This is a genomic window from Bradyrhizobium xenonodulans, assembly GCF_027594865.1.
Classification (GTDB): Bacteria; Pseudomonadota; Alphaproteobacteria; order Rhizobiales; family Xanthobacteraceae; genus Bradyrhizobium; species Bradyrhizobium xenonodulans.
On sequence record NZ_CP089391.1, the window covers coordinates 2,379,557 to 2,393,069 of the forward strand.

Sequence of the window (13,513 nt, forward strand, 5' to 3'; positions counted from 1 at the left end):
GCTGTTCAGGCTTCGTCGACGACGCCGTTGCGCAGTTTGCCGATGCCCTCGGCCTCCACCTCAATCACGTCGCCCGGCTTCAGATACCGCGGCGGATCGAACCGCGCACCGGCGCCGGTCGGGGTGCCCGTCACGATGACGTCACCGGGAACGAGCGTTGCGAAGGTCGAGATATAGCTGATGAGATAGCGGAACGGAAACATCAGCCGGCTGGTGCGGTCGTCCTGCCGCAGTTCGCCGTTCACATGCGTGGTGAGCCTGATGTCCGCGATCTGAGCTTCCTTGGTGTAGGGCACGAGCCACGGGCCGAGGCTGCCGCTGGAATCGAAGTTCTTGCCTTGCGTCACGTTGAACTTGGCGTGGCGCAGCCAGTCGCGCACCGAGCCCTCGTTGCAGAGCGTGAGCGCGGCGATGTGATCGAGCGCGGCGCTTTCTGCAATGCGCCGGCCGGCCTTGCCGATCACCAGCACGATCTCGCCTTCATAGTCGAGCTGGCTTGATGCGCGCGGGCGCACCAGCGGCGTGTCGTGGCCGACGAAGGAGCGGGGCGAGCGCATGAACATGCTCGGATATTTCGGTGCGTCCTGGCCATCCTTGTACTCGGCGTTGCGATCAGGGTAGTTGACGCCGATGCAGATGATCTTTTCCGGCGCGGGCACCGGCGGCAGCCACGTGATGTCGCCGAGCGCATGATCCGGCGCGCGGCCGGCGGCTTCTTCCGCAAAGCTCACGAGCTTGCCGGCCGCAATGAGCTCACGCAGCGTCGGATAGTCCTTTGCGTAGCGCTTGGAGAGATCGACGATGCCGCCCTCCAGGACGGCGCCGTAGCTGACATCACCCTTGACGGAATAGGTGGCGAGGCGAGGGAGCTTCATCAGTCAGCCACCAGCACGTCGGCCACGAACTTCGGCTCACGCACGGCCTGCCCTGCGAAGGGCGAACCCTGCTCGAACCAGGAGCGCGGGGCGGGTGCGCCCCACAGCGTCTGGCGGCGCGGATCGCGCAGCGACCAGCGCAGCGGCTCGTGGTCGTGATCGCCTGTGAAGTAGTCGCTGGTGTAGAGTTCGAGCCGGTGTCCGTCGGGATCGCGCACATAGAGGAAGAACGCGTTCGAAATGCCGTGGCGGCCGGGGCCGCGCTCGATGTTCTTCACAAAACCCTGCGAGGCCATGACGTCGCAGAGATGGATGATGTTCATCGCCGTCGGCGTCCAATAGGCGAAGTGATGCAGCCGCGGGCCCTTGCCGTTGGTGATCGCAAAATCGTGGACGTTGCCCTTGCGATGCATCCAGGCCGCGGCAATGCGGCCGTTCGGCCCGTCCTCCTCGGCGTATTCAGTGAGACGGAAGCCGAGCCGGGCGTAGAACTCGACCGTGTCCTGCACCTCGGCGGCGAAGACGTTGAAATGATCCAGCCGCTGCGGGTGGCAGCCCCTGTAGAGATCGTAGCGGCGCAAGAGATGCGGCCGCCGGTCCATCGACGCATAGAGCTCGATCTGGAAGCCGAAGGGATCGGTGAACTGGAGCGTGCGGCCCTGGAACGGCTGGTCGACGAAGCCGTAGCCAAGGCCGTTCTCGGACAGGAACTTTGCGGCCTTGTCGAGATCCCCGTCATTGCCGACCTTGAAGCCGAGCCTGTTACAGGCAGGCGCGGCCGCCTTGCGCAGCACCAGCGAGTGGTGCTGATGCTCCTCGGCGGCGCGCAAATAGACGACGTTGTCGTCGGCATCCTCGACATGCAGACCGACGGTGGTTTCGTAGAATTCGCGGCTCAGCTTCAGATCGGTCACGTCGAGCACGACGTGGCTGGAGCGGATGATGTTGAACGGCGGCTCGAAGATGTGTTGCGGTACGGGCATGTGCGTTTCCCCTCGGAACAGCGAGCGTCAGATTCCCAGCTTCTGAATCTTGTGCGTGCCCCGCGCCAGCGAGACGTGCTTGGTTTCCATGTAGAAGTCGAACGAGTAATCGCCGCCGTCGCGGCCGATGCCGGAGGCCTTCATGCCGCCGAACGGCGTCGGCAGATGGCGGACGTTTTCCGAGTTCAGCCAGATCATGCCGGCCTCCAGCGCGTCGGCGACGCGGAGTGCGCGACCGACGTCGTTGGTCCAGACATAGCCGGTGAGGCCATAGCGGATGTCGTTGGCGATCTCGATCGCGTCCGCCTCGTCCTTGAACGGCAGCACGGTCAGGAAGGGGCCGAACACCTCCTCTTGCGCCACGCGCATCTTGCCGTGCGCGCCGGTCACCAGGGTCGGCTCGACATAATGTCCGCCGCCCGGACCATCATACGCCTTGCCGCCGACCGCGATGGTCGCGCCGTCCTGCCGCGCGACGTCGAAATAGGAGCACACCTTTGCCAGGTGCCGCTCGTGGATCAGCGGCCCGATCTCGGTCGCGGGATCGAGGGGATGGCCGACCTTCAGCGCCTTCACGCGCGCGGTCAGCTTCTCGATGAACTTTTCGGCGATGCTCTGCTGGATCAGCAGGCGGCTCGACGAGGTGCAGCGCTCGCCGTTGAGCGAGTAGATCATGAACACGACGGCATCGAGCGCGCGATCGAGATCGGCATCGTCGAACACGATCACGGGGTTCTTGCCGCCGAGCTCGAAATGCACGCGCTTCAGCGTCGGCGCGCCCTGAACCATGATCGCCGAGCCCGTCGCACTCTCGCCGACGAAGCCGATCGCCTTGATGGCGGGGTGTTCGGTCAGCGCCTTGCCGGCCTCTTCGCCAAAGCCGTGCACGGTGTTGAGCACGCCGTCGGGCACGCCGGCTTCCTTGACGAGCTTCGCCAGAATGGAAGCCGTCACCGGCGACCATTCGGCCGGCTTGTGCACGACGGTGCAGCCGGCCGCCAGCGCAGGGGCGATCTTCCAGGTCGAGAGCATGAACGGCGTATTCCACGGCGTGATCACGCCGACCGGGCCGATCGGCACGCGCGTCGAGACGTTCCAGTGCTCGTCGCTCGGCGTGTTCTGGCCGTCGCGCGCCTCGGCGCATTTGTCGGCGAAGAAGCGGAAATTCTCGGCGGCGCGGATCGCGGCCTTGGCCATGAAGCGATAGGCCTGGCCGGTGTCGATGCATTCGAGCACGGCGATGTCGTCGGCATTGTCCTCGATGGCGTCGGCAACGCGATGCAGCAGCTTGCGCCGCATCGCCGGCCCCATGTCGCGCCAGGATTTGAAGGCGAGGGCAGCGGACGTGGCCGCGGCGTCGATGTCCTCGGCATTGCCGCGGGCGACGCTCGCAAGCGTGGCGCCGTCGACCGGCGACTTCGTCTCGAAGGTCTCGCCGGAGATCGCGGCGACGGTCTTGCCGTCGATGAAATGGCCGATGCCGTCGGCACGGAGCGTCTTCAGCAGCGGCGCGGCGCGGTCGCGGTTGGCCTGGAAGACGTCGGTTTTCGGTGTGGGCTTATCCATGTGCGGCTTCCACTTTCAGGGCGTCGTGGATGTTGTTGCGTTTCCAACTGGTGTCCTTGTCGTTGATCTGCATGTCGAACGACAAAGCGAACTTGCTGGCGGCGAAGACGGGATCGAGATGTTTTGACAACGCCTGGAAGACGTGCTCGCCGGCTATCTGGCGCGTGGGAAGGTCGCGGCCTTCGCCGATGCGCAGCACTATGTCGAGGAAGCCGTAATCCTGCCGCGCATCGGCGATCGCGTAATGCTCGCACCTGATCGCGCGAACGCGGATGCCGCCGAGCGGGAAGATGCCGGTCTCGACCGCCGCCTTGCGCACGACCTCGCACAGCAGCTTCATGTCGAGACGGCTGTCGAGATTGGCCGAATATTCGATGGTGAAATGCGGCATCGCGGTTTCACTCCCTGTGTCGTCTTGTTGCTTTACGCGAAGTAGCAGCTCACCGAGCCGTAGGCGCCATAATCGGCCTGAATTGTGTCGCCCTTGCGGGTCTCGATCGGACGGATGAAGGACCCCGCGAGCACGACCTGTCCCGGTTCGAGCGCGAGACCGAGCGGCGCGATCTTGTTCGCAAGCCAGGCCACGGCTGTTGCGGGATGATTGAGCACGCCGGCGGCAAGGCCCGTCTCCTCGAGCTGACCGTTCCTGAAACACAGCGCGCCGATCCAGCGCAGGTCGGCGTCCAGCAGACGGATCGGCCGTCCGCCGAGCACGATGCCGGCATTCGCGGCGTTGTCCGCGATGGTGTCGAAGATCTTTCGCGTCGCTTTCGTCTTGGGATCGACGCGCTCGATCCGCGTGTCCAGGATTTCCAGCGCCGGCACGACGAAGTCGGTGGCGTTGAGCACATCGAACAGCGTGCAGTTCGGTCCCGAGAGCCGCTTGCTCATGACGAAGGCGAGCTCGGCCTCGACGCGCGTCGCGATGAAGCGCTCGGTCGGAACGAGCCCGCCATCGGCGAAGAACATGTCGTCGAGCAGCACGCCGGAATCGGGCTCGTCGATATTGAGCGCGCTCTGCATCGCCTTCGAGGTGAGGCCGATCTTGTGGCCCTTGACGATCCGCCCCTCGGCGATCTTGAGGTCGACCCACGCCTTCTGAATCGCGTAGGCGTCAGCGATGCTGATGTCAGGAAAATCCTGCGAGAGCTGCCGGATCTGCACGCGGGTCTTCTCCGCCTGATGCAGACGGCTCGCGCAAGCCTGGATATCGTGGTTGGAAAGCGCCATTGGTGGTCTATCGAAATCGTGGTGTCGGAGATACTTAACATGTTAAGTGAATGCGTCAAACACAATTCGGGCTTGCTGCACTGCAAACATTCTGTGGTCTGAAAGGGCGTCATGACGAAGAGACAGGCTGATCCCGCCAACGGAAGCGCGCCGGCTGCACGGCAGGTGCCGATGCGCGACTTCTCGCGCTCGCTGCCGATGTCGCTGCTGCGGGCGCGCGAGGCCGTGATGCGGCAGTTTCGCCCCTCGCTGCGCGAGCACGGGCTGACCGAGCAGCAATGGCGCATCCTCCGCGCGCTGGCGGCCATCGAAGCGGCCGAGGTCACGGAACTCGCGCGCACGGCATTCCTGCTCGGGCCGAGCCTGTCGCGCATCCTGCGCGACCTCGAGGCGCGCAATCTGATCGAGCGCAAGACCGCGAAGACCGACCAGCGCCGCAGCATGGTCTCGATCTCGAAAGAGGGCGTGAAGCTGATGGCCTCGGTCGCGCCGTCCTCGGAGGCGATTTATGCGGAGATCACGCGACGCTTTGGCGCGCGCAAGCTCGCCGAGTTGCAGGAGATGCTCGGCGAGCTCGAACAGAGTCTTGCGGGGCTCGGCGCCGGCGAGGAGGCAAGTGCCGAGGAATGAAAGCAGATATGCGCGCCCGTGTCCCGGGAGCCATGGACATGCGGGCGATTTTTCGCTCAAAGTGCGGCCCAGGCTCATCCAGAGGGCGAGCGCATAGGTCTTGCGCCATTGCGAGCGTAGCGCGGCGCCCCGGATCGCGGTAACAGCTGGATCGTACTGTCGCGGGCGCTCGTCAGGGTGACGATGGTCCAAATAACGACGACTCAAACAGTGGCGACCCAAACAACAAAGAAGGAAGGCAACGTGGCGAACAAGGTCAAGGAAATCTGGAAGTCGGGCAAGGCCGTGGTCAACGCGTGGCTGGCTATACCCTCCGGCTTCTCGGCCGAGATGATCGCGCAATGCGGCTTCGACAGCGTCACCGTCGACATGCAGCACGGCGTCCAGGATTATCTGTCGATGGTGCAGTGCTTCCAGGCGATGGACAAGCATCCGGTGACCCCGATGGTCCGCGTGCCCTGGAACGAGCCCGGCATCATCGGCAAGGTGCTCGACGGCGGCGCCTATGGCGTGATCTGCCCGATGGTCAACACGGCGCAGGAAGCCAGGAACCTTGTTTCCTATTCCAAATATCCGCCGCAGGGTGTCCGCTCCAACGGCCCGATCCGCGCCGGCATGTACGGCACCGCGGGTTCCTACCAGAAGACCGCGAATGCCGACACCATCCTGCTGCCGATGATGGAGACCAAGACCGCGGTCGAGAACATGGAAGCGATCCTCGACGTCGAGGGCATCGATGGCGTCTATATCGGCCCGTCCGACCTCGGCTTCTCCTACGGCCTCGAGCCGAAGCTCGACCGCAGCGAGCCCGAGATCCTCGCGATCTACGAGAAGATCATCAAGGAATGCGGCAAGCGCGGCCTCAACCCGGGCATCCATTGCAGCGGCGCCGAAGGTGCGGCGCGCGCCATCAACATGGGCTTCAAGCTGGTGACGCTCTCGAACGAGGTCGGCCTGATGACGACCTACGCCAAGATGCAGGTCAATGCGACCCGCAAGGATTCGGCCGGCAAGGCCTAAGACACTCGCGAATGGCGAATGGGGAGTAGCGAATGGTGCTGCTCCCCTTTTTCCATTCGCTACTCACTACTCGCTATTCGCCTCCGAAGGAGTTTCGCCATGACCATCAGCCCCGTCATCCGCCTGCATCCCGATGATGGCGTGCTGATCGCGCGCGCCAGCCTGCCGCCGGGGACGGTGGTCGCCGACGGCGTGAGCACGGTCGAGCGCATTCCCTCCGGCCACAAGGTCGCGATCAAGCCGATCGCGGTTGGGGAGCCAGTGATCCGCTACGGCCAGATCATCGGCTTTGCGACCATTCCGATCGCGCCGGGCCAGCATGTGCACGTGCAGAACTGCGGCATGGGCGATTTCGCCAAGGACTATGCCTATTGCGCCGACGTCAAGCCGACGCCGAACTTCGACCTGCCGGCGACCTTCGAAGGCATCCGCCGTCCGGACGGTCGTGTCGCCACGCGCAACTATATCGGCATCCTCACCTCGGTGAATTGCAGCGCGCATGTCGCAAGCCTCGTCGCCGACGTCTTCAAGAAGAATCCGTTCACCGGCGACAATCCGCTGGCCGATTTCCCCAATGTCGATGGCGTGGTCGCGCTGACCCACAAGACCGGCTGCGGCATGACGCAGAATGAACCGCTCGCGCTGCTCCGCCGCACGCTCGGCGGCTATGCACGGCACGTGAACTTCTCTCATGTGATCGTGCTCGGCCTCGGATGCGAGGTGAACCAGATCGGCGGCCTGATGGAAGAGCAGAAGCTCGCCGGACGCCTGCGCGCGATGGACATCCAGGAGGTCGGCGGCACGCGCAAGACGGTGGAGGCGGGCATTGCCTTCGTGCGCGAGGCGCTGGCTGACTCCAACAAGGTGACGCGCGAGTCCGTGCCGGTGAGCGAGCTCACCGTGGCGCTGCAATGCGGCGGCTCGGACGGCTATTCCGGCGTGTCCGCCAACCCCGCGCTGGGCGCCGCCAGCGATCTGATCGTGCGTCACGGCGGCACCGTGATCCTGTCGGAGACGCCCGAGACCTACGGCGCCGAGCATCTCTTGACGCGCCGCGCCGTCAGCCGCGAGGTAGGCGAGAAGCTGGTCGATCTGATGCGCTGGTGGGACGAATACACGACGCGCGAAGGCGCCGAGATGAACGCCAATCCGAGCCCCGGCAACAAGGCGGGCGGTCTCACCACCATTCTGGAAAAGTCGCTCGGCGCGATGGCGAAGGCCGGCACCACCAACCTCGTCGAGGTGCTGCGCTACGCCGAGCCCATCACCAAGAAGGGTTTCGTGTTCATGGACACGCCCGGCTACGACCCTGTCGCGGCGACGGGGCAGGTCGCGGGGGGAGCCAATCTGGTCTGCTTCACGACGGGGCGCGGCAGCGTGTTCGGCTGCAAGCCGGCGCCGTCGATCAAGCTCGCCACCAACACGCCCATGTACAAGCGCATGGAAGAGGACATGGACGTCAATTGCGGCACCATCCTCGAAGGCGAAGAGAGCGTCCAGCAGTGCGGCCAGCGCATCTTCGAGCTCATTTTGAAAACGGCTTCGGGCCAGCCCACCAAGAGCGAGAGTTTTGATTTCGGCGGTGCCGAGTTCGCGCCCTGGGTATTAGGGGCGACGATGTGATCGCCGGCGCGTCGTGCGTCTCGTTGCGGGAATATGCAGGACGAGCAGCGCCTCTACGTAGTCATACGTAGGTGTCATGCCACCGCACGGGTTCCTGTGCTCACGCATGATTAACAGTTCTTGCCGTAATCCTTAAGCGATGCGAGCTCGACTCCTTTCGGGGGCGTTCGCCCTTCGACAGGATTCGTCAACGATGACGCGTGCGATACGGCCGACCGGCGTGGAAAATCTCCTCGGTGAGGAGGAGTTGATCGTGTCGAAGACCGATCTCAAGGGCCGCATCACCTACGCCAACGACGTCTTCATCCGCATGGCGAAATACTCCTACGCCGAGCTGATGGGAGCGCCCCACAGCCTGATCCGCCATCCCGACATGCCGCGCGCCGTCTTCAAGCTGCTCTGGGACACGCTTCAGTCGAAGCAGGAGATTTTCGCCTACGTCGTCAACCTGGCGAAGGACGGCAGCCATTACTGGGTGTTCGCCCACGTCACGCCGACCTTCGACGAGCGCGGCAATGTCGTCGGCTATCACTCCAACCGGCGCAAGCCCGATCCGGCGCAGATCGAGCGCATCAAGCCGATCTACCGGACGCTGTGCGCGGAAGAGGCGCGGCACGCCAATGCCAAGGACGGCATGCATGCGAGCTTCGATGCGATGGTCGGACTCTTGAAGCAACAAGGTGTCGGTTACGATGAATTTGTGCTCTCTCTCTAAGGCGCAGGGAGCGACCGCGCTCGCGTGTGTTCTTGCTGTCGTTGCGTTCGTCCTCTCGCTTCTCGGCGTGACCGGAATCGCCAGTGCAGCGCTGCCCGGCGCGACGATCGCGCTGCTCGGCATCGCCGTCTGGTGCCAGCATCGCACGGCAGTGGCCGTCGATGAGGTCGCCGATGTCTGCCGCAAGGCGGCGCGCGGCGATCTCGAAGCGCGCATCCTGAGCAACCGTCAGGCCGGACGGATCGGGTCGATCCAGAAGTCGGTCAACGACATGCTCGACATCACCGACGCCTATTTGCGCGAGGCTTCGGCGTCGATGGACTATGCCAGCCGCGGCAAGTATTTCCGAAAGATCCTCGCGCGCGGACTGCCCGGCTCGTTCCGCCGTTCGGCCACCGTCATCAATTCCGGCACCGACAGCCTCGGCCGCCGCGTCGTCGAGATCGCGGATCTCGCCAAGCAGTTCGGCACGCATCTCGACGGCGTTGCTGGCACCCTGATGGGCGCTGCGACCGATCTCGAAGCCGACGCCGGCCAGATGGCGGCCGCGGCCGAGAAGACCAGCCGGCAGACCTCGGGCGTGCGCACCGCCTCCGACCAGGCCTCGCGCAATGTCGCGACCGTCGCCAGCGCCGCCGAGCAGCTCGCATCCTCGATCGCCGAGATCGGCCGCCAGGTGGCGGGCTCGAGCACGAGCACGGGCCGCGCAGTGACCGAAGCCAATCGCGCCGGCAACGAGATCCGCACGCTCGCGGACGCCGCGTTGCGGATCGGCGACGTCGTCAAGCTGATCAGCGAGATCGCCTCGCAGACCAATCTCCTGGCGCTCAATGCCACCATCGAGGCGGCGCGGGCAGGCGAGGCCGGCCGCGGCTTCGCGGTGGTAGCCTCCGAGGTCAAGAACCTCGCCAACCAGACCGCGAAGGCCACGGAAGAGATCGGCGCCAAGGTCGGCGAGATGCAGCAATCGACCACCAATTCGGTCGCGGCCGTCGAGGCGATCGCGCAGACCATCGCCGAGATCAACGGCATCACCGCCTCGATCGCGACCTCGATCGAGCAGCAGGGCCTTGCGACCCGCGAGATCGCCCGCAACGTCCAGGAGGCGTCGGCGGGCACCTCGCAGGTCTCCTCCAACGTCACCGGCATCAGCGAAGCCGCCGCCGACACCGGCCGCGTCGCCAGCCGCGTCAACAGTGCCTCCGAACGCGTCCACGGCGAAGTCGAGACGCTGCGGCGCGAGGTGACGCAGTTTTTGCAGCGGCTGACCTCGGCGGCTTAGGGGCCTCAACGAAAAGCGCGACGCGATGGCAGCGGGTGAGGGGGCTCGATCCGTTGGCTCGGAATCGTAGGGTGGGCAAAGGCGCACTTGCGCCGTGCCCACGCAACAGAAGCCGTGGGCACGCTTCGCTTTGCCCACCCTACTGTACTGACCTCGGCGGCGTAAGACCGTCGCCGTACCGGATAACGACATAAACGAGATCGGCCCGCACCTTGCATAGGCACGGTCTGCCCGTTGTTAGTGCTTGATCGCGCTGACATCAGGTGTTCTGCTCAAAAAAGCTGCTGGAGCACCGCACCCCGTGTCGATCTACGTCGCATTACACCACGTCACGCACTACAAATACGACCGCCCGATCGATCTTGGTCCGCAGACCATTCGGCTGCGGCCGGCGCCGCATACGCGCACGCCGGTCCTGAGCTATTCGCTCAAGGTCACGCCGGCCAATCATTTCGTGAACTGGCAGCAGGACCCGCAGGGCAATTGGCTCGCCCGCTACGTCTTCCCGGAGAAGACGACCGAGCTGAAATTCGAGGTCGACTTCACGGCGCAGATGACCGTGGTCAACCCGTTCGACTTCTTCGTCGAGCCCTACGCCGACAGCTTTCCGTTCGACTATCCGAAGGACCTGAAGACGGAGCTCGCGCCTTATCTCGAGACCGTCAAGCCCGATCGCCTGTTCGCGAAATTTCTCGACACCATCCCGCACGAAGCCCCGAACACCGTCAACTTCCTGGTCGACCTCAATCGCGAGCTCCAGAAGCACGTCCGTTACATCATCCGCATGGAGCCCGGCGTGCAGACGCCGGAGGAGACGCTCGCCTCCGGTGCCGGCTCGTGCCGCGACTCCGCCTGGCTCCTGATCCAGACGCTGCGTCATCTCGGTCTCGCGGCGCGCTTCGTCTCCGGTTACCTGATCCAGATCCGTCCCGACATCGATCCGATCGAGGGACCGCCGGAAGTCGAGAACGACTTTACCGATCTGCACGCCTGGGCCGAGGTCTATCTGCCGGGCGCAGGCTGGATCGGCTTCGACGCCACCTCCGGCATGCTCGCAGGCGAGGGGCACATCCCGGTTGCCGCGACGCCGCATTATCGCTCGGCCGCGCCGATCTCGGGCGGTGCCGGCTTTGCCGAGGTCGAGTTCGAATTCGACATGAGCGTGAAGCGCATCCGCGAGGCACCGCGCATCACCAAGCCGTTTTCCGACGAGTCCTGGACGCGGCTCAACGATCTCGGCGAACAGGTCGACGGCGATCTCGCCGCGCAGGACGTCCGGCTCACCATGGGCGGCGAGCCGACCTTCGTCTCGGTCGACGATCTCGAAGCGGCCGAGTGGAATACCGAGGCCGTCGGTCCGACCAAGCGCGCGCTCGGCGACGATCTGATCCGCCGCCTGCGGACGCGCTTCGCGCCCGGCGGCCTGCTGCATTACGGCCAGGGCAAATGGTATCCGGGCGAAAGCCTGCCGCGCTGGGCCTTCGGCCTGTACTGGCGCAAGGACGGCGTGCCGATCTGGAAGAACGCGGATCTGATCGCCAAGATCGAGAACCCGCGCCGCGCCGAGGTGAAGGACGCCGAGACCTTCGTGGAGGGCACGGCGGCGCGGCTTGGGCTCGATCCCGGCTACATCATGCCGGCCTATGAGGACACCGCCTACTGGCTCCAGAAGGAGGCCGAGCTTCCCGTCAACGTCGATCCGTCCGATTCCAAATTATCCGATCCGGAGGCCCGCGCGCGCATGGCGCGGGTGTTCGACGAGGGCCTCAACACGCCGCGCGGCTTCGTGCTGCCGGTGCAGCGCTGGAACGCGCCGCCGCGCTGGCGCAGCGAGCGCTGGCAGCTCCGGCGCAATCACCTGTTCCTGATGCCGGGCGATTCGCCGCTCGGCCTGCGCCTGCCACTCGACTCGCTCGGCTACGTCCCGCCCAACCAATACCCTTACATCGTCGAACAGGACCCGATGGAGGCGCGGGGCAAGTTGCCGGTGTTCACCCTCCCGGCGCGCCCTGAATCGCCGCCGCGGCTCGAGCCCGAGCATCTCAACACGTCCGTCCCGGTGCGTACTGCGCTGTCGATCGAGGCCCGCGACGGCGTGCTCTGCGCCTTCATGCCGCCGGTCGAGCGCATCGAGGATTATCTCGAGATGATCGCTGCGCTCGAAGCGACCGCCGAGGAAATGCAGCTCCAGGTCCATGTCGAGGGCTATCCGCCGCCGTTCGATCCGCGCATCGAGGTCATCAAGGTGACGCCTGACCCCGGCGTGATCGAGGTCAACGTCCAGCCGGCGAAGAACTGGCGCGAGGCGGTCGACATCACGGTCGGGCTTTATGAGGATGCCGCAAAGATTCGCCTCGGCGCCAACCGCTTCCTGGTCGACGGCCGCCACACCGGCACGGGCGGCGGCAACCATGTCGTGATCGGCGGCTCCTCGCCGCAGGACTCGCCGTTCCTGCGCCGGCCCGATCTGCTCAAGAGTCTCGTGCTATACTGGCAGCGGCATCCGTCACTGTCGTATTTTTTCTCCGGCCTGTTCATCGGCCCGACCAGCCAGGCGCCGCGCATCGACGAGGCCCGTCACGACAGCATCTACGAGCTCGAGATCGCGCTCTCGCACGTGCCGCCGCCGGGCACCCAGACGCCGCTGTGGCTGGTGGACCGGCTGTTCCGGCATCTGCTCGTCGACATCACCGGCAACACCCATCGCGCCGAGATCTGCATCGACAAGCTCTATTCACCCGATGGGACCACCGGGCGGCTCGGTCTCGTCGAATTCCGCGCGCTTGAAATGCCGCCAGATCCGCGCATGTCGCTGGCGCAGCAGCTCCTGATCCGCGCACTGATCGCAAAGTTATGGCGCGAGCCGCAGACCGGCAAGTTCGTGCGCTGGGGCACCGCGCTGCATGACCGCTTCATGCTGCCGCACTTCATCTGGGAAGATTTCCAGGACGTGCTCTCCGAGCTGAAGCACTCCGGCTATGCGTTCGATCCGGAATGGTATCTGGCCCAGCTCGAATTCCGCTTCCCCGCCTTCGGCCGCATCCATCATGGCGGCGTGACGCTGGAGCTGCGCCAGGCGCTGGAGCCCTGGCACGTGCTGGGCGAGGAGAGCTCGGGTGGCGGCACGGTGCGTTATGTCGACAGCTCGGTCGAGCGTCTTCAGGTCAAGGCGGAGGGGTTCGTCGAAGGCCGCCACATCATCACGTGCAACGGCCGCCGCCTGCCGATGACCGCGACCGGCCGCTCCGGCGAAGCCGTGGCCGCCGTCCGCTTCAAGGCCTGGCAGCCCGCCTCCGGCCTGCACCCGACCATTCCGGTCCACGCGCCCCTGACCTTCGACCTGATCGACACCTGGAACGGCCGCTCGCTCGGCGGCTGCGTCTATCACGTCGCCCATCCCGGCGGGCGCAGCTACGAAACCAAGCCTGTGAACACCTACGAGGCCGAGGCGCGGCGGCTGGCGCGCTTCCAGGACCACGGCCATACCCCGGGCCCGATGCAGCCGCCGCCCGAGGAACGCACAAATGAGTTTCCGCTGACCCTCGACTTGCGGACCCCGCTCCTGCAATGAGTATGATGGTGGGGCAGG

At 65.2% G+C, this 13,513-nt stretch carries 11 protein-coding genes; 6 read left to right on the forward strand and 5 right to left on the reverse strand.

The annotated features are described in order from the left end of the window. Positions 1 to 5: 5 nt before the first annotated feature. Genes I3J27_RS11160 through hpaH form a run of 5 tightly spaced genes read right to left on the reverse strand, consistent with a single transcriptional unit; the run spans position 6 to position 4,654 of the window. Positions 6 to 875: a fumarylacetoacetate hydrolase family protein gene (locus tag I3J27_RS11160; protein WP_270168779.1), complete on the reverse strand. Its 870-nt coding sequence runs from the start codon at positions 873 to 875 to the stop codon at positions 6 to 8. Beyond that, a complete protein-coding gene (gene hpaD / locus I3J27_RS11165) occupies positions 875 to 1,858 on the reverse strand; it encodes a 3,4-dihydroxyphenylacetate 2,3-dioxygenase (RefSeq protein ID WP_270168782.1) in 984 nt (327 codons plus the stop codon). Before hpaD ends, I3J27_RS11160 begins: the two co-directional genes overlap by 1 nt. A 27-nt stretch (positions 1,859 to 1,885) precedes the next feature. Beyond that, complete coding sequence (gene hpaE, locus I3J27_RS11170; RefSeq protein WP_270168785.1) at positions 1,886 to 3,424, reverse strand: 5-carboxymethyl-2-hydroxymuconate semialdehyde dehydrogenase; 1,539 nt, start codon at positions 3,422 to 3,424, stop codon at positions 1,886 to 1,888. After that, positions 3,417 to 3,815, reverse strand: a complete 399-nt coding sequence (locus I3J27_RS11175) for a 5-carboxymethyl-2-hydroxymuconate Delta-isomerase (protein ID WP_270168789.1) — start codon at positions 3,813 to 3,815, stop codon at positions 3,417 to 3,419. The genes hpaE and I3J27_RS11175 overlap by 8 nt, the downstream gene beginning before the upstream one ends. A gap of 32 nt (positions 3,816 to 3,847) precedes the next feature. Continuing rightward, a complete protein-coding gene (gene hpaH / locus I3J27_RS11180; protein WP_270168792.1) occupies positions 3,848 to 4,654 on the reverse strand; it encodes a 2-oxo-hept-4-ene-1,7-dioate hydratase in 807 nt (268 codons plus the stop codon). Between the two features lie 111 nt (positions 4,655 to 4,765). Between hpaH and hpaR the strand changes: the two genes are divergently transcribed. The 6 genes from hpaR to I3J27_RS11210 all read left to right on the forward strand — a co-directional run bounded on the left by hpaR (position 4,766) and on the right by I3J27_RS11210 (position 13,495). After that, a complete protein-coding gene (gene hpaR, locus I3J27_RS11185; RefSeq protein WP_270168795.1) occupies positions 4,766 to 5,284 on the forward strand; it encodes a homoprotocatechuate degradation operon regulator HpaR in 519 nt (172 codons plus the stop codon). Positions 5,285 to 5,527: 243 nt separating this feature from the next. Further along, positions 5,528 to 6,304 carry an HpcH/HpaI aldolase family protein gene (locus I3J27_RS11190; RefSeq protein ID WP_270168798.1) on the forward strand — a complete coding sequence of 259 codons (777 nt, stop codon included), beginning with the start codon at positions 5,528 to 5,530 and terminating at the stop codon, positions 6,302 to 6,304. Positions 6,305 to 6,403: 99 nt separating this feature from the next. Beyond that, positions 6,404 to 7,927, forward strand: a complete 1,524-nt coding sequence (locus I3J27_RS11195; RefSeq protein WP_270168800.1) for a UxaA family hydrolase — start codon at positions 6,404 to 6,406, stop codon at positions 7,925 to 7,927. Positions 7,928 to 8,120: 193 nt separating this feature from the next. Further along, positions 8,121 to 8,642 (forward strand): PAS domain-containing protein, encoded by a 522-nt coding sequence (locus I3J27_RS11200; RefSeq protein ID WP_270168802.1) that lies wholly within the window; start codon positions 8,121 to 8,123, stop codon positions 8,640 to 8,642. Then, positions 8,620 to 9,924, forward strand: a complete 1,305-nt coding sequence (locus I3J27_RS11205) for a methyl-accepting chemotaxis protein (RefSeq protein WP_270168804.1) — start codon at positions 8,620 to 8,622, stop codon at positions 9,922 to 9,924. The genes I3J27_RS11200 and I3J27_RS11205 overlap by 23 nt, the downstream gene beginning before the upstream one ends. 301 nt (positions 9,925 to 10,225) lie before the next feature. Next, positions 10,226 to 13,495, forward strand: a complete 3,270-nt coding sequence (locus I3J27_RS11210; protein WP_270168806.1) for a transglutaminase family protein — start codon at positions 10,226 to 10,228, stop codon at positions 13,493 to 13,495. The last annotated feature ends 18 nt before the right edge of the window (positions 13,496 to 13,513 follow it).

What these genes read in the sequence shown, in the direction of transcription:
- I3J27_RS11160 (WP_270168779.1), bottom strand. Translation starts at nt 875, where the DNA reads ATGAAGCTCCCTCGCCTCGCCACCTATTCCGTCAAGGGTGATGTCAGC.
- hpaD (WP_270168782.1), bottom strand. Translation starts at nt 1,858, where the DNA reads ATGCCCGTACCGCAACACATCTTCGAGCCGCCGTTCAACATCATCCGC.
- hpaE (WP_270168785.1), bottom strand. Translation starts at nt 3,424, where the DNA reads ATGGATAAGCCCACACCGAAAACCGACGTCTTCCAGGCCAACCGCGAC.
- I3J27_RS11175 (WP_270168789.1), bottom strand. Translation starts at nt 3,815, where the DNA reads ATGCCGCATTTCACCATCGAATATTCGGCCAATCTCGACAGCCGTCTC.
- hpaH (WP_270168792.1), bottom strand. Translation starts at nt 4,654, where the DNA reads ATGGCGCTTTCCAACCACGATATCCAGGCTTGCGCGAGCCGTCTGCAT.
- hpaR (WP_270168795.1), top strand. Translation starts at nt 4,766, where the DNA reads ATGACGAAGAGACAGGCTGATCCCGCCAACGGAAGCGCGCCGGCTGCA.
- I3J27_RS11195 (WP_270168800.1), top strand. Translation starts at nt 6,404, where the DNA reads ATGACCATCAGCCCCGTCATCCGCCTGCATCCCGATGATGGCGTGCTG.
- I3J27_RS11200 (WP_270168802.1), top strand. Translation starts at nt 8,121, where the DNA reads ATGACGCGTGCGATACGGCCGACCGGCGTGGAAAATCTCCTCGGTGAG.
- I3J27_RS11205 (WP_270168804.1), top strand. Translation starts at nt 8,620, where the DNA reads ATGAATTTGTGCTCTCTCTCTAAGGCGCAGGGAGCGACCGCGCTCGCG.